The sequence below is a fragment of the Rhizobium giardinii bv. giardinii H152 genome, assembly GCF_000379605.1.
Lineage (GTDB): Bacteria > Pseudomonadota > Alphaproteobacteria > Rhizobiales > Rhizobiaceae > Pararhizobium > Pararhizobium giardinii.
Genome location: NZ_KB902680.1, coordinates 153,950 through 175,018, shown reverse-complemented (window position 1 = coordinate 175,018; position 21,069 = coordinate 153,950). Strand labels below are relative to the sequence as shown.

Genomic DNA, 21,069 nt, shown 5'->3' with positions numbered 1-21,069 from the left:
TCAGCTCATCCAGTTGCCGCCATCGACATTGTAGGTTTGCGAAACGACGTAGTTGCTTTCGGCAGAAGCGAGGAAGATCGCCATGCCCGTCAGGTCTTCCGCAGTGCCCATCCGCCCGTATGGCACTTCGGCACCGACGAGCTTTTTCTTTTCACCGAGCGGCCGGTTCTCGTACTTTGCAAACAGCGCATCGACCCCTTCCCAGTGTTCGCCGTCGACGACGCCGGGCGCGATCGCATTGACGTTGATGCCGTGCTTGATGAGGTTCAGTCCCGCCGACTGGGTGAGGCTGATCACCGCCGCCTTGGTGGCGCAATAGACTGCGACAAGCGCCTCGCCGCGGCGTCCCGCCTGGCTTGCCATGTTGATGATCTTGCCGCCGCGCCCCTGCGCGATCATTTGCCGTGCTGCCGCCTGCATGGTGAAGAGCGTTCCGGCGACATTGATCGAAAACAGCCTGTCGTAGCTTTCGCGGGTGATCTCGACGATCGGCGCGAGATCGAACAAAGCGGCATTGTTGACGAGGATATCGAGGCCACCGGCCTTCGCCACGACTGCGGCAATTGCCGCGTCGATCGAGGCCTGGCTGGTCACATCCATTTCCACCGCATAGGCCGACGAGCCGAGCTCGTTCGCGGTCGTCTTCGCGCGCTCGAGATTGATGTCGGCGATCGCGACGGTCGCCCCTTCCCGGATGTAGGCCTCGGCAAAAGCGCGGCCGATACCGCGCGCCGACCCGGTGATCAGCGCGCTCTTTCCCTGTAATCGTGTCATCGAATTGCCAGTCCCTTGTCATTGAAACGGTGAACGCGGCCCTCGTCCGGTGTCAGGAAGACCTGGTCGCCATGGCTGACGCCGAAATCGCCGCCGACCCGGGCCGTGACCAGGCCGATGCCCTCGACATGAATATGCAGGAAGGTGTCGGAACCCAGATGCTCGGCGACGCCGACCACACCGCTCCATGTCCCGGACTGCGTCGAGAGCTGCAGGTGTTCCGGGCGGACACCGATGGTATGGGCGTTGTACGGCCTCGAGAATTCGCCTGTTGCGAAGTTCATCCGCGGCGAGCCGATGAAGCCGGCGACGAAAAGATTGTCCGGCCGATGATAGAGATCGAGCGGCGAGCCGACCTGCTCGATATTGCCGGCGTTGAGAACGACGATCTTGTCGGCCATCGTCATGGCCTCGACCTGGTCGTGGGTGACGTAGATCATCGTCGTCTGCAACTGATGATGCAGCTCGCTGATCTCGAGCCGCATCGTTCCGCGCAGCGCAGCATCAAGATTGGACAAGGGCTCGTCGAACAGGAATGCCGAGGGTTCGCGCACAATGGCGCGGCCGATGGCGACACGCTGGCGCTGGCCGCCCGATAGCTGACCCGGACGGCGGTCGAGATAATTCGTCAGGTTGAGGATGCGCGCCGCTTCGGTCACCTTCTTGTCGATCGCGCTGTGATCGAGCTTGGCCATTTTCAACGGAAAGGCGATGTTGTTGCGCACCGACATATGCGGATAGAGCGCGTAGGACTGGAACACCATGGCAAGACCGCGCTTGGCCGGTGCCGCGCCGGTGACGTCGCGGCCGTCGATCTCGATCGTGCCGGATGTGGTGTCTTCGAGACCGGCGATCAGCCGCAGCAGCGTCGACTTTCCGCAACCCGATGGGCCGACGAAGACGACGAACTCGCCGTCTTCGATGTTGAGGTCGATACCCGGAATGACCTGCGTCGCGCCGAAGGACTTGTTGACCTTCTTGAGTGTGATGTTGCCCATGCGTTTCTCTCCCAAGTCTTTCAGTGAGACGTCTTTTCGTCGTTCTTCTGTTATTTGACGGCGCCGAAGGTCAGGCCGCGGACGAGTTGCTTCTGACTGAACCAGCCCATGATCAGGATCGGGGCGATGGCGAGCGTCGATGCTGCCGACAGCTTCGCCCAGAACAACCCCTGCGGTGAGGAGAAGGAGGCGATGAAGGCGGTGAGCGGCGCTGCGTTGGTGGTGGTCAGACGGATCGTCCAGAATGCTTCGTTCCAGGCCAGGATGATGTTGAGCAACATTGTCGATGCGATGCCCGGGACCGCCATCGGCGTCAGCACGTAGATGATCTCGCCCCAGAGCGAAGCACCGTCCATGCGCGCGGCTTCCAGAATCTCGCCCGGAATTTCGCGGAAGTAGGTGTAGAGCATCCAGATCACGATCGGCAGGTTGATCATGGTCAGCATGAAGGTGAGGCCAAGACGGCTGTCGAGGAGGCCGAAATCGCGGAAGATCAGGTAGATCGGCACGAGAACGGCGACGGCCGGCATCATCTTGGTGGAGAGCATCCACATCAGGACGTCCTTGGTCTTCTTGGTCGGCGAAAACGCCATCGACCAGGCGGCCGGCACCGAGATCAACAGGGCAAGCAGGGTCGAGCCGACCGACAGGATGACCGAGTTCATGAACGGCTTGAAGTAGTCCTTCTGGGTCTGCACCTCGACATAGCTCTCGACGGTGCCCGACGGAATGAGACTAAAACCCTGGATCGCTTCCGTTTCCGATTTGAAGCTGGTGATGATCGTGTAGAGGATCGGGAAGAAGATGATCAGCGCGACGATCCATGCGGCGATGGTGAAAGCGGCGGTTCTTCTTGTCGAGACGGCGCGGGCCATGGTGCTTGCCTCCCTTATCTGTCGAGGTTCTTGCCAACGGCGCGCATCAGGAAGAAGGCGACGATATTGGCGAGGATGACTGCAATGATGCCGCCTGCCGAGGCGCCGCCGACGTCGTAGCCGAGCAGTGCGGTGCGGTAGATCAGGAACGGCAGGTTGGTGGATGCGTAGCCCGGTCCGCCATTGGTGGTGACGAGGATCTCCGCGTAGACGCCGAGCAGGAAGATCGTCTGGATCAGGATGACGACGGTGATCGAGCGCGCCAGGTGCGGCAGCGTCAGATAGATGAACCGGTTGACGAAATTGGCGCCATCCATCTCGGCCGCCTCCTTCTGCTCGCCGTCCAGCGATTGCAGTGCGGTCAGGAGAATGAGCGTCGCGAACGGCAGCCACTGCCAGGCAACGATGATGATGATCGAAAACAGCGGATACTGGGCAAACCAGTCGATTGGCTGCAGACCGAGAGCCCGGCTCATATCGGCAAACACGCCGTAGCCCGGATGCATGATCATGTTCTTCCAGACCAGTGCCGCGACCGGCGGCATGACGAAGAACGGCGAGATGATCATGATGCGCACGATCCCCTGCCCCAGCATCGGCTGGTCGAGCAGAAGCGCGATTGCGATCCCGCCGATGACGGTGATAAGGAGCACGCCGACGACAATGACCAGCGTATTCCAGATCGACTGGAAAAAGGCGGGGTCGGTGTAGAAATACTGATAGTTGAACAGGCCGGCGAAGCTGACATTGGCCGGATTGAGCAGATTGTAGTTCTGGAAGGAGAACCACAGCGTCATCGCCAGCGGCACGATCATCCAGATCAGAAGCAGCCCGACCGACGGGGCAACCATAAGGCGCGCAAGCGCCCGCGTATTCTGTGTCGCCATTGGAACAACCCTCCCGCTGCTGCCGGGTCAGGCCCGCCCCGCCGGGAGGGCTGCAAACCGGTCTTCTTGGTCCTTGTCTCGGAAAGCCCTGACGTCAGCCGCTCCTACGATGGAGATTCGCCCACGGCTGACGTCAGGTTCCAGTTTGACGACCCGGATAGCAGACCCGGATCGTCCGCCCTTGGGAGGGACCTACTTGATGTAGCCGCCGCGGGTCATTTCGCGGGTGGTTACCTGCTGCGCCTGTGCGAGGGCATCATCCACACTCATCTGGCCGGCGAGAGCCGCCGAGAAGAGCTGGCCGACCGTCGTGCCGATCCCCTGGAATTCGGGGATGGCAACGAACTGAACGCCGACATAGGGAACCGGTTTCACGGTCGGTTTGGTCGGGTCAGCCGCATTGATCGAATCCAGTGTCATTTTGGCGAACGGCGCGGCCTTCTGATACTCGGGATTGGCGTAGAGCGAGGAGCGCGTGCCAGGAGGAACATTTGCCCAGCCTTCCTTCTCGGCAACCAGATCGAGATAGTGTTTGCTGGTTGCCCAGGACACGAACTTCTGGGCCGCTTCCGCCTTCTGCGTGCCGGCAGGAATGCCGAGCGACCATGCCCACAGCCAGTTGCCGCGCTTGCCAAGACCAGTGTCTGGAGCAAGAGCGAAACCGACCTTGTCGGCAACCGTGGAATCCTTCGGGTTGGTCACGAAGGATGCAGCCACCGTGGCGTCGATCCACATGCCGCACTTGCCCTGCTGGAAGAGCGCCAGATTTTCGTTGAAGCCGTTGGACGAGGCGCCCTGCGGGCCTGCGTCGTTCATCAGCTTGACGTACATGTCGAGCGTGTTCTTCCATTCCGGCTGATCGAACTGGGGCTTCCAGTTCTCGTCGAACCAGCGGGCGCCGAAGGCGTTGGACGTCGCGGTCAGGAACGCCATGTTCTCGCCCCAGCCGGCCTTGCCGCGAAGGCAGATGCCGCTGATGTCGGCCGTACGGTCGGTCATCTTGCGGGCCGCTTCACCGATGAACTCCCAGGTCGGTGCGTCAGGCATGGTGAGCCCTGCCTTCTCCATCAGGTCCTTGCGGTACATGATGAACGAGCTTTCGCCGTAGAACGGAGCCGCATAGAGCTTGCCGTCAGCGGTAAGGCCGGAGCGAATGGCCGGCAGCAGGTCGTCGACGTCGTAGTCGGCGCCCAGGTTATCGAGCGGCAGGAGCCAACCCTGCTTGGCCCAGATCGGCACTTCATAGGTGCCGATCGTCAGCACGTCATACTGGCCGCCCTTGGTGGCTATATCCGTCGTGACGCGTTCACGCAGCACGTTTTCTTCAAGGGTGACCCACTCGAGCTGAATGTCAGGATTTGCCTTGGTGAAGTCGTCCGTCAGTCCTTGCATCCGGACCATGTCGCCATTGTTCACCGTGGCAATGGTGAGGGTTTCAGCCTGGGCAAAACCCGCGATGACGACTGCCGAGCACGTGCCCAGCAAAAAAGTTTTCAAGTTCATATATCTTCCTCCCAGAAGAGTTATGAGCATTTGCCTTGCTCGTGAGCAATTACTCACACCTTTGCAAAAAATGTCAATCGCATTCGTTGCTGCACTGCAGAAACGAAGGACTAACCATTTGTATTTTTTATTGATTATTTATGGGCATCAGCTCACTGAGTGAGCAAAAACTCAGCCGTTGCCTCATCCGTAATGAGACCGTTGATCACCCGCCCCTTGAGCGCGGCGTTCAGCGCCAGATATTTTCGCTGGCCTTTGGCGATGCCGATGACGCTCGCCGAATCACGCGACGGCAAGGGCACGCTGGCGACTCGCTTGTTGATGCTACCCGACATCATCTGGCCGTCGCGATCGAACATCCAACCGCAGATTTCTCCGGCCGCCCCCTCGTCCATCAGTCGCACCATTTCGTCACGGGCGAGAAAACCGTCTTCGCACAAAGGTGCGCGATCGCCCAGTTCGCCGACGCCAACGAAGGCGACATTCGCCTCCGCGCCAAGCTGCAATGCCGATTTGACGAGTGCCTGATTGTGCAGCACCGCCCGCTCCTCCGGCGAGGAAACCAGAACCGGCAGCGGCATCGGAAAATGCCGCGCCTTGACGGCATCCGCCATGCTGAAGATGACGTTGTAATAGGCAGCCGAACCGTCGGGACCGATATTCCCGGTCAACGAGACGATTCGGTGCTGCGGACATTCCATTGCCGGCAATTGATCGATTGCCGCTTTCAGCGTCCTTCCCGTCCCGATGGCAAGGATGATCGGATCGGTCGATTTCAGCCAGCGCTCGATTTCGGCGGCGCCGGCTTCGGCAATGCCGACGGTCGTCGAGGTCGAGCCGGGATCGCTTGGCACGATATCCACCTGCCGCAGATCGTATTTTTCCTTAAGCCGCTGTCCGAGCTCGAGACAGGCCGCGATCGGATGGTCCAGACGAACCTTGATCAGCCGCTCGGCCATGGCAAGCGAAACCAGCCGTTGCGCCGACTGTCGCGAGATCCCCATGGCCGACGCAATTTCGTCCTGGGTGCGCCCCGCGACATAGTAAAGCCAACCCGCGCGCGCGGCATCGTCGAGCCTGTTGCTTGCTTCCGGTTTGCGGGCCATCGTCCTGTACTCCTGCAAAAAGTGCTGACACTTTTTCCGGTGTCCTGTCAAACACAGACCTCGATGCTCTTGCTAAAGACAGCAACGAACCTCCTGTGGCGCCGCGATTCCCGCGTTTTCATTTTTAAAATTTTACCGTTTGATAAAAAAATAAAGCATGCTACCGTTTCATCATCCTAAGGCATGACATTTGGGAGCAATAAAATGGGAACGACTGAAACAGGAATAGTGAGCGGACGCCTGACGCCCGCCGAATACGACAGGAATTTTTCCGATCTGCATCCGCCGCTCGATGAGCATGAAGCGCTGGTCGCCTCCGACCGCTGCTATTTCTGCTACGACGCGCCCTGCATGACGGCCTGTCCCACCTCCATCGATATCCCGCTGTTCATCCGGCAGATATCGACTGGAAACCCGATCGGGTCGGCCAACACGATCTTCGACCAGAACATTCTCGGCGGCATGTGCGCCCGCGTCTGTCCCACCGAGACGCTGTGCGAGCAGGCCTGTGTGCGCAATACGGCCGAGCACCGGCCGGTGGAGATCGGCCGGCTGCAGCGCTATGCGACCGATATCGCCATGCGCGACAACGTCCAGTTCTACGAGCGCGCCGAGCCGACCGGGAAGTCCATCGCCGTCATCGGCGCCGGCCCGGCGGGCCTTGCCTGCGCTCATCGCCTTGCCGTCAAGGGCCACGACGTCGTCATCTACGACGCCCGCGAAAAGGCCGGCGGTCTCAACGAATACGGCATCGCCACCTACAAGACCGTCGACAGCTTTGCCCAGAAGGAAGTCGACTACGTGCTCTCCATCGGTGGCATCGACATCCGCAATCGCCAGATGCTGGGTCGCGACTTTTCGCTGAACGACATGCTTTCGAAGCACGATGCGGTGTTCCTCGGCCTTGGCCTTGCCGGCGTCAACGCGCTGCGTACCGAAGGCGAAACGGCCGCGGGCGTGGAAGATGCGGTCGATTTCATCGCGGCTCTCCGGCAGTCGGCAACCAAGGCGGATATCCCGGTCGGCCGCAGGGTCGTGGTGCTTGGCGGCGGCATGACCGCGATCGACGCGGCCGTTCAGGCAAAGCTGCTCGGCGCCGAGGAAGTGACCATCTGCTATCGCCGCGGCAAGGAAAACATGAACGCCTCGGAATTCGAGCAGGATCTCGCCGCCTCCAAGGGCGTGACCATCCGCCACTGGCTGCAGCCGAAACGCATTCTCACCCGTGACGGCAAGGTAGCCGGCATCGAGCTGGACTACACGACGCTCGATGACGGACGTCTCGTCACCACCGGCGAAACCGGCGTGATCACCGCCGATCACGTGCTGAAGGCGATCGGCCAGACCTTCGAGGCCGACGGTCTCGGCGCCATCGCGCTGCAATCCGGCCGCATCGTCGTCGACGCCGAGGGGCGCACCTCGCTCGAGCGCGTCTGGGCCGGCGGCGATTGCGTGCTGGGCGGCGAGGACCTGACGGTTTCCGCCGTCGCCATGGGTCGCGATGCGGCCGAATCGATCAACCGGGCTCTCGCCGCTGCGACGCAGCCGGTCGTCGCCGTCGCTTGAAGGGGAGAATGAACAATGGCTGATCTGCGCAATAACTTCGTCGGCATCAAGTCCCCGAACCCGTTCTGGCTGGCCTCGGCGCCGCCGACCGACAAGGCCTACAACGTCGAGCGCGCCTTCAAGGCGGGCTGGGGCGGCGTGGTCTGGAAGACGCTGGGCGAGGAAGGCCCGCCGGTCGTCAACGTCAACGGCCCGCGCTACGGCGCGATCTGGGGGGCCGACCGCCGCCTGCTCGGCTTGAACAACATCGAGCTCATCACCGACCGCGACCTCTACACCAACCTGCGCGAAATGAAGCAGGTGAAGATGAACTGGCCGGACCGGGCCCTGATCGCCTCGATCATGGTGCCTTGCGAGGAAAATGCCTGGAAGGCGATCCTGCCTCTCGTCGAGGAAACGGGCGCCGATGGTATCGAGCTCAACTTCGGCTGTCCGCACGGCATGTCCGAGCGCGGCATGGGCTCCGCGGTCGGGCAGGTGCCGGAATATATCGAAATGGTCGTGCGCTGGTGCAAGCAGTACACCCGCATGCCGGTGATCACCAAGCTGACGCCGAACATCACCGACATCCGCAAGCCGGCTCGCGCGGCAAAGAACGGCGGCACCGATGCCGTCTCGCTGATCAACACGATCAACTCGATCACCGCCGTCAATCTCGACACCTTCTCGCCGGAGCCGTCGATCGACGGCAAGGGCAGCCACGGCGGCTATTGCGGACCGGCGGTGAAGCCGATCGCGCTCAACATGGTGGCCGAGATCGCCCGCGATCCGGAGACCTACGGCTTGCCGATCTCCGGCATCGGCGGCATCACGACGTGGCGGGATGCGGCTGAATTCCTGGTTCTCGGCGCCGGCAACGTACAGGTCTGCACCGCGGCCATGACCTACGGCTTCAAGATCGTCCAGGAAATGATCACCGGTCTTTCCAGCTGGATGGATGCCAAGGGCCATCGCAGTCTCGACGACATCTGCGGCCGCGCCGTCCCGAATGTTTCCGACTGGCAGTACCTCAACCTCAACTACGTCGCCAAGGCTCGCATCGATCAGGATGCCTGCATCAAATGCGGCCGTTGTCATATCGCCTGCGAGGATACCTCGCATCAGGCGATCACCCAGTATGTCGACGGCATCAGGCATTTCGAGGTGATGGAAGACGAATGCGTCGGCTGCAATCTCTGCGTCAACGTCTGTCCCGTGCAGGACTGCATCACCATGGTCGGCCTCGAACCCGGCACGCTGGATGAGCGCACCGGCAAGGTCGTCGATGCGAACTACGCCAACTGGACGACCCACCCGAACAACCCGATGGCGCGGCAGGCCGCGGAATAAGGAGTTTGAATGCAAATCGGCCGCTTCGTTTAAAATCGAGGCGGCCGATTGCCATTGATCGGCGCTGCAAACCTGTTATGGAGCGCCCGCTGCATCTTACTGCAGCGCCCCAGCACAGGAGGCGACCATGTCACGCAAGCCCTTCCACGATGTGAGCTTTTGAGATCACGTCCAAGCGACGCAAATCCTATCCCTCGGAAACCAAGGTCAAGACCGGCAACCAGTTCGTTCATGGCGACGTCGAACTGATCGAGAAACTCGGCCGCAAAGATCCCTGCCCCTGCAGATCAGGGAGGAGGTTTCAAGAACTGCTGCCTCGTCTCAGGCGCCTATGATGGCATCGAGCGGGATCATTACTTTTAGAGAGCGAACCTGAAGGATGACCACAGGCGCCGGCCTATTCCTGGCGCCTGTGGTCCGCGTTGGACTTCGCCGCGAAACCTTGTGAAACACGCTCGGCGATAAGGGATTGGACACGAAATTGCGACGAAGCGTCCATAAAACGTGCGTTGCCCCTGATCGCGAACTCGTCAATAAGAAACACGACACTACGCGGCCGCCAACTTCGGATATCTGATTGAAAATTGCCTCTTCTCGAACGCGCAAAAGGCTGCACCTGCTTTCGGGCGCCTGCCTGGGACTGTTCCTGCTGACCCATTTTTCCAATCACGCGCTTGGCCTTGTCTCGGTCGAGGCGATGGAAAGAATGCGCGTTGTCTTCAACCTGTTCTGGCGAAGCTGGCCGGGCACGATCCTGCTCTATGGCTCGTTGCTGCTGCATTTTCTGTTGGCGCTTGAAAGCCTGTATCGCCGGCAAACGCTGCGCATGCCGGTTCGGGAAGCGCTGAAGATCATCTTCGGGCTTTCCTTTCCCTTCCTCATCGTTGGCCACGTAGTCAGCACCCGCATCGAATGGATGCTGACAGGCTCCGGTGACGGCTACTACGATGTGCTGCCGGTCCTTTGGTCGAGCACTTTCGGCGCAACACGGCAATCCCTTGCTCTCATTCTCGCCTGGGCGCACGGCTGCCTCGGCGCCTGGTTCTGGATGCGCGGCCGCAACTGGTATCCGCGTTATTTCCTGTTTTTCTATTCCTTCGCAGTCCTCGTCCCGCTGCTGGCCCTGCTCGGTTTCGCCGTTGCTGCACGGTCCCTGGAGGTCGGGATGCCGTCCGAAGCATGGTTCATGTCGAACCATGCGCGGCCCGAAATCCTCGCACAAATCCGGCTTTCCATCGTAGCCGGCCTGTTGGCAATGATTGGCGCAACGCTGATCCTGCGTGCAATCCCGGTGCGGGGAAAGGTCAAGATCACCTATCCCGACCGCGCCATCTCGGTTCCGAAAGGCTTCAGCGTGCTCGAGGCGATCCGCGCCGCAGGCATTCCGCATATCTCGATCTGCGGCGGCCGCGGCCGCTGCTCGACCTGTCGCGTTCGGGTGACGGAGGGTGTGCATCGGCTGCCTCCGCCAAACGAGGCCGAGAAGGCGACGCTTATGCGTATCCGTGCGCCCGACGATGTCCGCCTGGCCTGCCAACTGCGGCCGAACCACAACCTGTCGATCGCGCCCGTTCTCGGAGCCGACAATATCGGCCTGAAGGCCCAGCCGAGCGAGCAGCAGGCAGCCGGTCGCGAGCGCCGCATCGCGGTCCTCTTCTGCGACCTGCGCGACTTCACCCTGCTTGCCCAGAAGCAATTGCCGTTCGATACCGTCTTCCTGTTGAACCGCTATTTCGAAACCATCGGCGAGGCTGTCGAAGGATCGGGCGGTGTGATCGACAAGTTTATCGGCGACGGCGCCCTGGCGATCTTCGGACTGAGCAACACCATCGAGGAAGCCTGCGCTCAGGCACTGGCCGCAACGGTGCGCATCGCCAATGGCGTCGAAGTGCTCAACCGCAATTTCATGAGCGAGCTCGATACGCCGCTGCGCATTGCGATGGGCATGCATGCCGGTCCGGCAATCATCGGCCAGATCGGCTATGGCAAGGCCTCGTCGCTGACGGCCGTCGGCGACACCATCAACGCGGCGAGCCGGCTCGAAGGGTTTGCCAAGGAATATGACGCGCAACTGGCCGTTTCAGCCGACGTCGTGCGCTACGCCGGGCTTTCGGTCGGCGACCGGGAAAGCTACAACATCTCCATTCGTGGCCGTGCGGGCACGCTCGAAACACTCATCATCCAGAACGCGGCGGAGATCGGAATCATGATGGCTTCCGCGAACCATCCGAAAGGGACCCCGGCCTGACGGGGGAGGAAAGCATTCAATGGCACATCGCCCCTCATCCGCCCTGTCGGGCACCTTCTCCCCGTCGTGGACGGGGAGAAGGGACAAGCAGCAACCTCTGTAGTCCCCTCTCCCCGCCTGCGGGAGAGGGCCAGGGTGAGCGGCCAGCCGGGAATTTCGTCGCTTCGTGTACGTGACGTCTGGATAGACGCGCGGCGCTTTACCGGTTGCGGCGTGAGCGCCGATGGCAGTTAGTCGCCCCCGTTCTTGATTTCCAAGCCCTTGACGAACAATTGCTCAAGAAACCGCGCTGCGTCTTCAAATCGTCCCTCGCCCGACCGCTCCTCGCCAAGCACGTCGCGCACCTGCACGTCGAAATCGGCATAATGCTGCGTTGTCGACCAGATGGCGAAGATCAGGTGGTAGGGATCGCATTTGGCAATCTTGCCGGCCTTCGCCCAGGCCCTGATCACCTCTGCCTTCTCGTCCACCAGCGCCTTCAACGGCCCCTTCAGTTCGTCCTCGATATGCGGCGCACCCTGCAGGATCTCGTTGGCAAACAGCCGGCTCTCACGCGGGAAATCGCGAGCCATTTCCAACTTGCGGCGGATATAGCTGCAAATCTCGGTAACCGGATTTCCCTCGGCGTCGAACTCACGCAGCGGATCGAGCCAGCTGTCGAGAACCCGGTCGATCAGCGCCCGGTGCATCGCTTCCTTGGTGCGGAAATAATAGAGCAGGTTCGGCTTCGACATGCCCGCCACGTCGGCGATCTGATCGATGGTGCTGCCGCGAAAGCCGTGGGTGGCGAACACGTCCAGCGCCGCCTCCAGGATCTGTTCTTCCTTCTCCTCCTGGATGCGGGTTCGCCTTTGTGTTCGGGCTGCCCTCGGAAGTACCATGTTCCCCCCTGTCTTCTCACCAATCGCCGCCTGCGCACGGCTTTGAAAACGCCCGAAAACCGCTTGATCTAAAAATTCGGGCGACACTTCCGTTTTTTCCGTTTTTCGTCTTGAGTGCGGCAACGGAAGTTGTAATGTTTTACCAACCGGTCAAATTATCAGTCAGTTCAAATTCAAACGCAACGGCTGATCGCAGGGCAATCGAAAAAACCAGATGGCCCCGATTCGACCGACGGGAACAAGGGGATGCGCGCCACCGCGTGCCGCCCGCAAAACGATGAGGAGAGCGGCCATGGTAGCAGCACCGGGCGAGAACATGCGCGTCAATGCGGACCGTCTGTGGGCGACGTTAATGGACATGGCGAAGATCGGCCCCGGCATTGCCGGCGGCAACAACCGCCAGACGCTGACGGATGAAGACGGCGAAGGCCGCAAGCTCTTCAAGACCTGGTGCGAGGACGCGGGGCTTACCATCGGCGTCGACAAGATGGGCACGATGTTTGCCACCCGCCCCGGCACCGATCCCGATGCTCTACCCGTCTATGTCGGCTCGCATCTCGACACGCAGCCGACCGGCGGCAAGTATGACGGTGTGCTCGGCGTGCTCGGCGCGCTCGAAGTCGTGCGCACCATGAACGACCTCGGCATCAAGACGAAGCACCCGATCGTCGTTACCAACTGGACCAACGAAGAAGGCGCGCGTTTTGCCCCCGCCATGCTCGCCTCCGGCGTCTTCGCCGGCATCCATACCCTCGACTACGCCTATGACCGCAAGGACCCCGACGGCAAGACCTTCGGCGACGAGCTGAAGCGCATCGGCTGGCTGGGCGACGAAGAGGTCGGCGCCCGCAAGATGCACGCCTATTTCGAATATCACATCGAGCAGGGCCCGATCCTCGAGGCGGAGGAAAAGACCATTGGCGTCGTCACCCACTGTCAGGGCCTCTGGTGGCTGGAATTCACCCTCACGGGCCGGGAAGCCCACACCGGCTCGACGCCGATGAACATGCGTGTGAATGCCGGCCTCGCGATGGCACGCATCATGGAAATGGTTCAGACTGTCGCAATGGAAAACCAGCCGGGCGCCGTCGGCGGCGTCGGCCAGGTGTTCTTCTCGCCCAATTCCCGCAACGTGCTGCCCGGCAAGGTCGTCTTCACTGTCGATATCCGCTCGCCGGACAAGGCCAAGCTCGACCGCATGCGCGCCAGGATCGAGGCCGAAGCGCCCGGCATCACCGAGCCTCTCGGTGTCGGCTGTTCGATCGAGGCGATCGGCCATTTCGCGCCGGTCACCTTCGATCCGACCCTCGTCACCGCCGTGCGCACCGCCGCCGAAAAGCTCGGCTACAGCCACATGGACCTCATCTCCGGCGCCGGCCACGACGCCTGCTGGGCGGCCAAGGTCGCGCCCGCCACCATGGTCATGTGCCCCTGCGTCGGGGGCTTGAGCCACAACGAGGCGGAGGACATTTCGAAGGAATGGGCGTCTGCCGGATGCGACGTGTTGTTCCATGCGGTGGTGGAGACGGCGGAGATTGTGGAATAGACCGATGCGTCTCGCCGTATCACCCCCCTCATCCGGCCCTTCGGGCCACCTTCTCCCCGCTGGGGAGAAGTGGGAGTTTGCCGCCATCCCGAATTCAACATCAGCGGATTCGAGGGAAGAGGCTGCATTGCAGAAGACGGAAACCACGAGTTCCCTCTTCTCCCCAGCGGGGAGAAGGTGGCCCGAAGGGCAGGATGAGGGGGGCGAAGCCACAAGCCAGAGGACAAGCCCCGTCAAACGTCGACCGGGTAAAACGAAGCAAGCGCGCGATCTTCGTCAAAATGAGCAGGAAGCCGAATATCGCCTGTGGGGCCACCTTCGAAACCGGCTCCTGAACGGCCATAAATTCACCCGTCGGATGCCGCTCGGTCCGTACATTGTCGATTTCCTCTGTCGCGAGAAGATGCTGATCATCGAGCTCGATGGTAGCCAACATGCGGCGTCGCAATCCGATTTGACGCGAACGCGCTGGCTCAACAATCAAGGCTATTCCGTTTTGCGGTTCTGGAATCACGAAGTGCTGCAGGAACGCCGCGCTGTTCTCGACACTATCCTCGCTGTGTTGAACGGTGAGATAACGTCCCAATGCGACTTCATCCGGTTTTCGCCCCCACTGATCGGCAAAACCAACAAGAACACGGAATGAGGGAACAAAAACAATGAGCACAGTCATCAAGGGTGGAACGATCGTCACCGCCGACCTCACCTACAAGGCCGACGTCAAAGTCGATGGCGGCAAGATCGTCGAGATCGGTCCGAACCTCTCGGGCGACGAAACGTTGGACGCGACCGGCTGTTATGTCATGCCGGGCGGCATCGATCCGCACACCCATCTCGAAATGCCCTTCATGGGCACCTATTCCTCCGATGATTTTGAAAGCGGCACGCGCGCGGCCCTCTCCGGCGGTACGACCATGGTCGTCGATTTCGCGCTGCCCTCGCCCGGCCAGTCGCTGCTCGAAGCGTTGACCATGTGGGACAACAAGACCTCGCGGGCCAATTGCGATTTCTCCTTCCACATGGCGATCACCTGGTGGAGCGAGCAGGTCTTCAATGAGATGCAGACCATTGTTCAGGACAAGGGCATCAATACCTTCAAGCACTTCATGGCCTACAAGGGGGCCTTGATGGTGGATGATGACGAGATGTTCCACTCCTTCCAGCGCTGTGCCGAGCTCGGCGCCCTGCCGCTGGTGCATGCCGAAAACGGCGACATCGTCGCCCAGATGCAGGCAAAGCTGCTCGCCGAAGGCAACAACGGCCCCGAGGCGCATGCCTATTCCCGCCCCGCCGCCGTCGAAGGCGAGGCGACCAACCGCGCCATCATCATCGCCGACATGGCCGGTGCCCCGCTCTATGTCGTCCACACCTCCTGCGAACAGGCGCACGAGGCGATCCGCCGGGCACGCCAGAACGGCATGCGCGTCTATGGCGAACCGCTGATCCAGCATCTGACGCTGGATGAGAGCGAATATGCCAATCCCGACTGGGACCACGCCGCGCGTCGGGTCATGTCGCCGCCCTTCCGCAACAAGCAGCATCAGGACTCACTCTGGGCCGGCCTTGCCGCAGGCTCCCTGCAGGTGGTGGCGACCGACCACTGCGCCTTCACCACCGCGCAGAAGCGTTTCGGCGTCGGCGATTTCACCAAGATCCCCAACGGCACCGGCGGGCTCGAGGACCGCATGCCGATGCTCTGGACGCACGGCGTCGCCACCGGCCGCATCACCATGAACGAATTCGTCGCCGTCACCTCGACCAACATCGCCAAGATCCTCAACATGTATCCGAGGAAAGGTGCGATCCTGGTCGGGGCCGATGCCGACATCGTCGTCTGGGACCCGAAGCGCTCGAAGACGATCTCGGCGGCCACCCAGCAGTCGGCAATCGACTACAACGTCTTCGAGGGCAAGCAGGTGACCGGCCTGCCGCGCTTTACCCTGACCGGCGGCGTGGTGGCGATCGAGGAATCGACGATCAAGACCCGTGAAGGCCAGGGCAAGTTCATCAGCCGCGAACCCTTTGCCGCGGTCAGCAAGGCGCTTTCGACCTGGAAGGAAATCACCGCACCGCGCAAGGTCCAGCGCACCGGCATTCCGGCAAGCGGCGTGTGACGAATCCGCATGTCGTATCAGCCGCTTAACACCCCACTCTGTCGCTTCGCGACATCTCCCCCTCAAGGGGGGAGATCGGGAGGGTGCGGCATCCCCCAACGATCGGGCAAAGCGCTAGCGGCAAGCCCTTCATCCCTGCACATAATCCGCATGAGGTCGATCCGACACACCCGGCCAATCTCCCCCCTTGAGGGGGAGATGTCACGAAGTGACAGAGGGGGGCATCCCGGCGGCCCCATTGACTTTAGTGCCTCACTCGGGAACCAACCCATCCAGTTCCGGCAACAGGACCACGCTCTCCTGCTCCTTCGGATCTGTCCGCGCGATCACCGCCGAACAGGGCTGGTCCGACAGATTGGCCGGCAGATGCGGTACGCCCGCCGGGATGTAGAACATCTCGCCCGCCCGCACGATAGCGTGATGCTCCAGCCGGTCGCCGTACCAGGTGTGCGCCTCACCCGACAGCACGTAGATCGCCGTTTCGTGGCTTTCGTGCAGATGGGCCCTGGCGCGGCCGCCCGGCGGGATCGTCAGGAGATGCATGCAGATGCCGGTCGAACCGACCGCTTCGGCCGAAATGCCTTCGAAATAGCTGAGCCCCTGCTTGCCGTCATAGGTCTGGCCGGGGCGGATGATCCGGCAGGTCGGTCTTGATGATTGCAACATATCCACATCTCCTGCGCAGCAACGTCGCGCGCAGCATACCTCATTCGAAAAATATGAAGTACGACTATCGAAGGCAGACAGCCGAATGACGACACTCCAGGCAATGGCATTCAGGACGGAGCGCACCGGATCCAATGACAATCACACCCGCATCCGTCGTCTCGGCCCGCAGTCTCGGCCTCACCTTCGAGACCAATGACGGCCCCGTCAACGCGCTGACCGGCGTCGATCTCGACGTCAACAAGGGCGATTTCGTCTCCTTCATCGGCCCTTCCGGTTGCGGCAAGACGACCTTCCTGCGCGTCATCGCCGATCTGGAAAAGCCGACGTCCGGCACGATCACCGTCAACGGCACGACACCGGAAGACGCCCGCAAGAACCGCTCCTACGGCTACGTCTTCCAGGCAGCCGCCCTCTATCCCTGGCGTACCATCGAGAAAAACATCGCCCTGCCGCTCGAAATCATGGGCTACAGCGCCGCCGACCAGAAGGCCCGCATCGAGCGCACGCTGGATCTCGTCAACCTGACCGGCTTCAGCAAGAAATTCCCCTGGCAGCTTTCCGGCGGCATGCAGCAGCGCGCCTCGATCGCGCGTGCGCTCGCTTTTGATGCCGACCTCTTGTTGATGGACGAACCTTTTGGCGCGCTGGACGAGATCGTCCGCGATCATCTGAACGAGCAATTGCTGAAGCTCTGGGACCGCACCAACAAGACCATCTGTTTCGTCACGCACTCCATTCCCGAGGCCGTCTATCTGTCCACCAAGATCGTCGTCATGAGCCCCCGCCCCGGCCGCGTCACCGACGTCATCGAATCCACCCTTCCCAAGGAGCGGCCGCTCGATATCCGCGAGACACCGGAGTTCCTGGAGATCGCCAGCCGGGTGCGCGAGGGCCTGAGAGCGGGGCATAGCTATGATGAATAGGCTTCTCTCAGTGCCTAAAAATACCCCCCTCTGTTACTTCGTGACATCTCCCCCTCAAGGGGGGAGATTGTTCCTTTCGCTCGCAGCCTCTCTGGTAAGCCGAGCACAACGCCTGCGGCTGATCTCCCCCCTTGAGGGGGAGATGTCACGAAGTGACAGAGGGGGGTGCCACGGCACGACGAGGTGCTTGCCATGAACCCATCCTTCATCCTCTGGCTCGCCGCCTCCATGGCCATATTCCTCAGTGCCGCAACCGCCTCGCGCTACTATGTCGCCAGCAACAACATCCTCGTCCTCATCTTCTCGCTTGGCCTCTACTGCGTCGGCAATCTGATGATGGTGCGGCTGATGCGCGAGGGTGGGCTGGGGCTTGCTATTTCGGCATCCGCGATTGCCCAGCTTCTTCTGGTGAATCTCATCGCCTTTGCCATGTTCGGCGAGCGGCTGACGCTCTCGCAGATGGCAGGCGTCGCCCTCGGCGTGGTTTCCATGGCGCTGATGCTGCTGCCGTCGAGCGGGAAGGCTTGAACATGGAGAAGCCGAGCTTTTTGCGCGACAGGATCATGCCGGTGGGTACCATCCTGCTTGCCCTCCTGGTCATATGGTATATCGCCGTCATCTTCCTCAATGCGCCGTTCGAGCGCGATACCGCCGCGCGTGCCGGAACGCCGATCAGCTTCTCGGAAATCGTGCCGAAGACGATGTTTCAGCAACGCCCCGTTCTCCCCGCCCCGCATCAGGTGGTCGCCGAGATCTGGGACACGACCGTCAACAAGCCGATCACGTCGAAGCGCAGCCTCGTCTATCACGCCTGGATCACGCTGTCGGCGACACTGCTGGGCTTCGGCATCGGTACCCTGCTCGGCATTCTGCTTGCCGTCGGCATCGTCCACAACCGGGCGATGGACCGCTCGCTGATGCCGTGGGTGATTGCCAGCCAGACCATTCCCATCCTTGCCATCGCGCCGATGATCATCGTCGTGCTGAATGCGGTCGGCATCGCCGGCCTTTTGCCGAAGGCGCTGATTTCCACCTACCTCAGCTTCTTCCCGATCGTCGTCGGCATGGTGAAGGGACTGCGCAGCCCCGAGCAGATCCAGCTCGACCTAATGCATACCTACTATGCCAGCCCGTCCCAGACCTTCTGGAAGCTGCGCTGGCCGGCTTCCATGCCGTATCTCTTCACCTCGCTGAAGGTCGCGATCGCCATTGCGCTGGTTGGCGCCATCGTCGGCGAACTGCCGACCGGTGCCGTCTCCGGCCTCGGTGCCCGCCTGCTTGCCGGCTCCTACTACGGCCAGACCGTGCAGATCTGGTCGGCGCTGTTCATGGCAGCCGCTCTGGCCGCAACCCTTGTGATCATCGTCGGCTTTGCCCACACGGCAGTCCTCAGGCGCATGGGGGTCAAGCCATGAATTCCGCTCTGATCGTCGGTGCCATCGCCTTCTGGCTGATTGCGTGGGCCATCAACGAATGGCTCGTCCGCCGTAAGTTTAAAAACCGGACGGCGGCTCGTGCCGCAAGGCTCGCCGTGCCGCTTCTTTTCGGCATCACCATTCTCGTGCTCTGGGAGGGCCTCGTGCGCGGGCTGAACGTACCCTCCGTTCTCCTGCCACCGCCATCGATGATCTGGACGCGGCTGATCAACTCGCTGCCGACGCTCTGGGCCGATTTCCAGCAGACCTTCCTCAAGGCCGTGATCACCGGCTACGCGCTCGGCTGCGGCCTCGGTTTCCTCGTCGCCATCGCCATCGACCGCTCCCCCTTCCTGCAAAAGGGCCTGCTGCCGCTCGGCAATTTCGTCTCGGCGCTGCCCGTCATCGGCGTGGCACCGATCATGGTGATGTGGTTCGGTTTCGACTGGCAGTCGAAGGTCGCGGTGGTCGTCATCATGACCTTCTTCCCCATGCTGGTGAACACGGTTTCGGGACTGGCCGCGACGAGTTCAATGGAACGGGACCTGATGCGCACGTATGCCGCAAGCTGGTTCCAGACCCTGCTCAAGCTCCGGCTGCCGGCAGCATGGCCTTTCATCTTCAATGCGCTCAAGATCAATTCCACGCTGGCGCTGATCGGCGCCATCGTTGCCGAATTCTTCGGCACGCCGATCGTCGGCATGGGGTTCCGAATTTCCACGGAAGTGGGGCGCATGAATGTCGACATGGTTTGGGCCGAGATCGCCGTCGCGGCGGTGGCTGGCTCCGCGTTTTACGGGTTGGTTGCGCTCGTCGAGCGCGCCGTCACGTTCTGGCACCCGTCTGTCCGCGGTGGGCAGGCGTAGAAAAAAACCGCCTGTCCGTGGTTGGACAGGCACAACAAAAATGAGGGAACTGATATGAAGACAAGACTCGCATCCCTGCTGCTGGCCAGCGCCTTTTCGCTGTCGGCCTTTCAGGCTGCTGCCGCCGACAAAGTAGTGCTTCAGCTGAAATGGGTGACGCAAGCCCAGTTCGCCGGCTACTACGTTGCCAAGGACAAGGGGTTCTATGAAGAGGAAGGCCTCGACGTCGAGATCAAGCCGGGCGGCCCGGACATCGCACCTCCGCAGGTCATCGCCGGCGGCGGCGCAGATGTCGTCGTCGACTGGATGCCGTCGGCGCTTGCGACCCGCGAAAAGGGTGTACCGCTGGTCAACATCGCCCAGCCGTTCAAGTCTTCCGGCATGATGCTGACCTGCCTGAAGGAATCCGGCGTCGCCACGCCGGCCGATTTCAAGGGCAAGACGCTCGGCGTCTGGTTCTTCGGCAACGAATATCCGTTCCTCTCCTGGATGAGCCAGCTTGGTCTGAAGACCGATGGCGGCCCGGATGGCGTCACGGTCCTGAAGCAGGGCTTCAACGTCGATCCGCTGATCCAGAAGCAGGCTGCCTGTATCTCCACCATGACCTATAACGAGTACTGGCAGGTCATCGACGCCGGCATCAAGCCCGAGGACCTGGTGACCTTCAAGTATGAGGACCAGGGCGTCGCGACGCTGGAAGACGGCCTTTACGTGCTGGAAGACAAGCTCAAGGACCCGGCCTTCAAGGAGAAGATGGTCAAGTTCGTCCGTGCCTCGATGAAGGGCTGGAAATATGCCGAGGCCAATCCGGATGAAGCGGCCGGCATCGTGCTGGAGAACGATGCGACCGGTGCCCAGACGGAAGAACACCAGAAGCGCATGATGGGCGAGATCGCCAAGCTGACAGCCGGCTCGAACGGCGCGCTCGACGAGGCCGATTACAAGCGCACCGTCGCTTCGCTGATGAAGGGCGGTTCCGATCCGGTCATCACCAAGGAACCGGAAGGCGCCTTTACGCATGAGATCACCGACGCCGCCTTGAAGTAGGCCATTTGCCGTACTTCGTAGACCGGGAACGCGCGGGCCAGTCTCGCGCGTTTCTCATTTGCACCACGCGCAAGCGACTTCTCCGCAACAAAACGAAATAAATCAGAAATTGCGTTGATGGCATCATACAAATAAAATGATGAGGCACCATTCTTCATTTGTATCGCCTTGCATCGCTGAAAGGGCCTAACTAAATAGAGCCCGAGGCATTTGAGGAGGATGCGGGGGAAACTTGCGCTCGATACGATTGACGCGACATTTTCTTCCCTTCCAGCAGGTGACGATGGCAAAACCTTCCTTGAAGGGCTGTGGCGTCACCGAA

The 21,069-nt window shown here is 61.3% G+C and carries 19 protein-coding genes; 11 read left to right on the top strand and 8 right to left on the bottom strand.

The annotated features are described in order from the left end of the window. The 6 genes from A3AY_RS0116580 to A3AY_RS0116555 all read right to left on the bottom strand — a co-directional run bounded on the left by A3AY_RS0116580 (nt 1) and on the right by A3AY_RS0116555 (nt 6,143). Nucleotides 1-774, bottom strand: coding sequence for an L-iditol 2-dehydrogenase (locus A3AY_RS0116580; protein ID WP_018326778.1), 774 nt, complete (start codon nt 772-774; stop codon nt 1-3). Then, entirely contained in the window at nt 771-1,772 is a 1,002-nt protein-coding gene (locus A3AY_RS0116575) for an ABC transporter ATP-binding protein (protein WP_018326777.1), read from the bottom strand. The genes A3AY_RS0116580 and A3AY_RS0116575 overlap by 4 nt, the downstream gene beginning before the upstream one ends. Before the next feature lie 50 nt (nt 1,773-1,822). Then, entirely contained in the window at nt 1,823-2,647 is an 825-nt protein-coding gene (locus tag A3AY_RS0116570; RefSeq protein WP_018326776.1) for a carbohydrate ABC transporter permease, read from the bottom strand. A gap of 14 nt (nt 2,648-2,661) precedes the next feature. Then, nucleotides 2,662-3,534, bottom strand: a complete 873-nt coding sequence (locus tag A3AY_RS0116565) for a carbohydrate ABC transporter permease (RefSeq protein ID WP_018326775.1) — start codon at nt 3,532-3,534, stop codon at nt 2,662-2,664. Between the two features lie 192 nt (nt 3,535-3,726). Next, a complete protein-coding gene (locus A3AY_RS0116560) occupies nt 3,727-5,037 on the bottom strand; it encodes an ABC transporter substrate-binding protein (protein WP_018326774.1) in 1,311 nt (436 codons plus the stop codon). 152 nt (nt 5,038-5,189) lie between these two features. Next, on the bottom strand, nt 5,190-6,143 hold the full coding sequence (locus A3AY_RS0116555) for a sugar-binding transcriptional regulator (protein ID WP_018326773.1): 954 nt from the start codon (nt 6,141-6,143) through the stop codon (nt 5,190-5,192). A gap of 204 nt (nt 6,144-6,347) precedes the next feature. Here A3AY_RS0116555 and A3AY_RS0116550 point away from each other — a divergent pair, with 204 nt between their 5' ends. The 3 genes from A3AY_RS0116550 (at nt 6,348) to A3AY_RS0116540 (ending at nt 11,286) form a co-directional block, all read left to right on the top strand. Then, nucleotides 6,348-7,709: an NAD(P)-dependent oxidoreductase gene (locus tag A3AY_RS0116550; RefSeq protein WP_026203520.1), complete on the top strand. Its 1,362-nt coding sequence runs from the start codon at nt 6,348-6,350 to the stop codon at nt 7,707-7,709. A 15-nt stretch (nt 7,710-7,724) separates the two neighbouring features. Beyond that, nucleotides 7,725-9,038 (top strand): NAD-dependent dihydropyrimidine dehydrogenase subunit PreA, encoded by a 1,314-nt coding sequence (preA, locus tag A3AY_RS0116545; RefSeq protein WP_018326771.1) that lies wholly within the window; start codon nt 7,725-7,727, stop codon nt 9,036-9,038. Nucleotides 9,039-9,615: 577 nt separating this feature from the next. Further along, entirely contained in the window at nt 9,616-11,286 is a 1,671-nt protein-coding gene (locus tag A3AY_RS0116540; protein ID WP_018326770.1) for an adenylate/guanylate cyclase domain-containing protein, read from the top strand. 230 nt (nt 11,287-11,516) lie between these two features. Here the strand turns inward: A3AY_RS0116540 and A3AY_RS0116535 are convergent, their stop codons facing one another. Next, nucleotides 11,517-12,167 carry a TetR family transcriptional regulator C-terminal domain-containing protein gene (locus tag A3AY_RS0116535; protein WP_018326769.1) on the bottom strand — a complete coding sequence of 217 codons (651 nt, stop codon included), beginning with the start codon at nt 12,165-12,167 and terminating at the stop codon, nt 11,517-11,519. 292 nt (nt 12,168-12,459) lie between these two features. Here A3AY_RS0116535 and A3AY_RS0116530 point away from each other — a divergent pair, with 292 nt between their 5' ends. The 3 genes from A3AY_RS0116530 to hydA are packed head-to-tail and all read left to right on the top strand — an operon-like array spanning nt 12,460 to nt 15,827. Then, nucleotides 12,460-13,713 carry a Zn-dependent hydrolase gene (locus A3AY_RS0116530; protein WP_018326768.1) on the top strand — a complete coding sequence of 418 codons (1,254 nt, stop codon included), beginning with the start codon at nt 12,460-12,462 and terminating at the stop codon, nt 13,711-13,713. Beyond that, complete coding sequence (locus A3AY_RS37900; RefSeq protein ID WP_338053437.1) at nt 13,679-14,359, top strand: endonuclease domain-containing protein; 681 nt, start codon at nt 13,679-13,681, stop codon at nt 14,357-14,359. The genes A3AY_RS0116530 and A3AY_RS37900 overlap by 35 nt, the downstream gene beginning before the upstream one ends. A gap of 13 nt (nt 14,360-14,372) precedes the next feature. Next, complete coding sequence (hydA, locus tag A3AY_RS0116520; protein ID WP_018326766.1) at nt 14,373-15,827, top strand: dihydropyrimidinase; 1,455 nt, start codon at nt 14,373-14,375, stop codon at nt 15,825-15,827. Between the two features lie 252 nt (nt 15,828-16,079). Here hydA and A3AY_RS0116515 read toward each other — a convergent pair whose 3' ends face one another. Then, on the bottom strand, nt 16,080-16,493 hold the full coding sequence (locus tag A3AY_RS0116515) for a cupin domain-containing protein (protein ID WP_018326765.1): 414 nt from the start codon (nt 16,491-16,493) through the stop codon (nt 16,080-16,082). Between the two features lie 134 nt (nt 16,494-16,627). Here A3AY_RS0116515 and A3AY_RS0116510 point away from each other — a divergent pair, with 134 nt between their 5' ends. From A3AY_RS0116510 to A3AY_RS0116490, 5 genes are all read left to right on the top strand, one after another. Then, nucleotides 16,628-17,419, top strand: a complete 792-nt coding sequence (locus tag A3AY_RS0116510) for an ABC transporter ATP-binding protein (RefSeq protein ID WP_018326764.1) — start codon at nt 16,628-16,630, stop codon at nt 17,417-17,419. Between the two features lie 192 nt (nt 17,420-17,611). Further along, nucleotides 17,612-17,947: a hypothetical protein gene (locus A3AY_RS0116505; protein WP_026203518.1), complete on the top strand. Its 336-nt coding sequence runs from the start codon at nt 17,612-17,614 to the stop codon at nt 17,945-17,947. Between the two features lie 2 nt (nt 17,948-17,949). Beyond that, the gene (locus A3AY_RS0116500) at nt 17,950-18,834 is read left to right on the top strand and encodes an ABC transporter permease (protein ID WP_018326762.1); all 885 of its coding nucleotides are present in this window, start codon (nt 17,950-17,952) and stop codon (nt 18,832-18,834) included. After that, a complete protein-coding gene (locus A3AY_RS0116495; protein WP_018326761.1) occupies nt 18,831-19,700 on the top strand; it encodes an ABC transporter permease in 870 nt (289 codons plus the stop codon). The genes A3AY_RS0116500 and A3AY_RS0116495 overlap by 4 nt, the downstream gene beginning before the upstream one ends. Nucleotides 19,701-19,754: 54 nt before the next feature. Then, the gene (locus tag A3AY_RS0116490) at nt 19,755-20,747 is read left to right on the top strand and encodes an ABC transporter substrate-binding protein (protein WP_018326760.1); all 993 of its coding nucleotides are present in this window, start codon (nt 19,755-19,757) and stop codon (nt 20,745-20,747) included. Nucleotides 20,748-21,069 lie beyond the last annotated feature (322 nt).

Bases quoted from the DNA above. Each gene is read 5' to 3' on its own strand.
- A3AY_RS0116560 (WP_018326774.1), bottom strand. From the start codon at position 5,037: ATGAACTTGAAAACTTTTTTGCTGGGCACGTGCTCGGCAGTCGTCATC.
- A3AY_RS0116515 (WP_018326765.1), bottom strand. From the start codon at position 16,493: ATGTTGCAATCATCAAGACCGACCTGCCGGATCATCCGCCCCGGCCAG.
- A3AY_RS0116565 (WP_018326775.1), bottom strand. From the start codon at position 3,534: ATGGCGACACAGAATACGCGGGCGCTTGCGCGCCTTATGGTTGCCCCG.
- A3AY_RS0116505 (WP_026203518.1), top strand. From the start codon at position 17,612: ATGAACCCATCCTTCATCCTCTGGCTCGCCGCCTCCATGGCCATATTC.
- A3AY_RS0116495 (WP_018326761.1), top strand. From the start codon at position 18,831: ATGAATTCCGCTCTGATCGTCGGTGCCATCGCCTTCTGGCTGATTGCG.
- A3AY_RS0116575 (WP_018326777.1), bottom strand. From the start codon at position 1,772: ATGGGCAACATCACACTCAAGAAGGTCAACAAGTCCTTCGGCGCGACG.
- A3AY_RS0116580 (WP_018326778.1), bottom strand. From the start codon at position 774: ATGACACGATTACAGGGAAAGAGCGCGCTGATCACCGGGTCGGCGCGC.
- A3AY_RS37900 (WP_338053437.1), top strand. From the start codon at position 13,679: ATGCGGTGGTGGAGACGGCGGAGATTGTGGAATAGACCGATGCGTCTC.
- A3AY_RS0116555 (WP_018326773.1), bottom strand. From the start codon at position 6,143: ATGGCCCGCAAACCGGAAGCAAGCAACAGGCTCGACGATGCCGCGCGC.
- A3AY_RS0116535 (WP_018326769.1), bottom strand. From the start codon at position 12,167: ATGGTACTTCCGAGGGCAGCCCGAACACAAAGGCGAACCCGCATCCAG.
- A3AY_RS0116570 (WP_018326776.1), bottom strand. From the start codon at position 2,647: ATGGCCCGCGCCGTCTCGACAAGAAGAACCGCCGCTTTCACCATCGCC.
- A3AY_RS0116500 (WP_018326762.1), top strand. From the start codon at position 17,950: ATGGAGAAGCCGAGCTTTTTGCGCGACAGGATCATGCCGGTGGGTACC.
- A3AY_RS0116550 (WP_026203520.1), top strand. From the start codon at position 6,348: ATGGGAACGACTGAAACAGGAATAGTGAGCGGACGCCTGACGCCCGCC.
- preA (WP_018326771.1), top strand. From the start codon at position 7,725: ATGGCTGATCTGCGCAATAACTTCGTCGGCATCAAGTCCCCGAACCCG.
- A3AY_RS0116530 (WP_018326768.1), top strand. From the start codon at position 12,460: ATGGTAGCAGCACCGGGCGAGAACATGCGCGTCAATGCGGACCGTCTG.
- A3AY_RS0116490 (WP_018326760.1), top strand. From the start codon at position 19,755: ATGAAGACAAGACTCGCATCCCTGCTGCTGGCCAGCGCCTTTTCGCTG.
- hydA (WP_018326766.1), top strand. From the start codon at position 14,373: ATGAGCACAGTCATCAAGGGTGGAACGATCGTCACCGCCGACCTCACC.
- A3AY_RS0116510 (WP_018326764.1), top strand. From the start codon at position 16,628: ATGACAATCACACCCGCATCCGTCGTCTCGGCCCGCAGTCTCGGCCTC.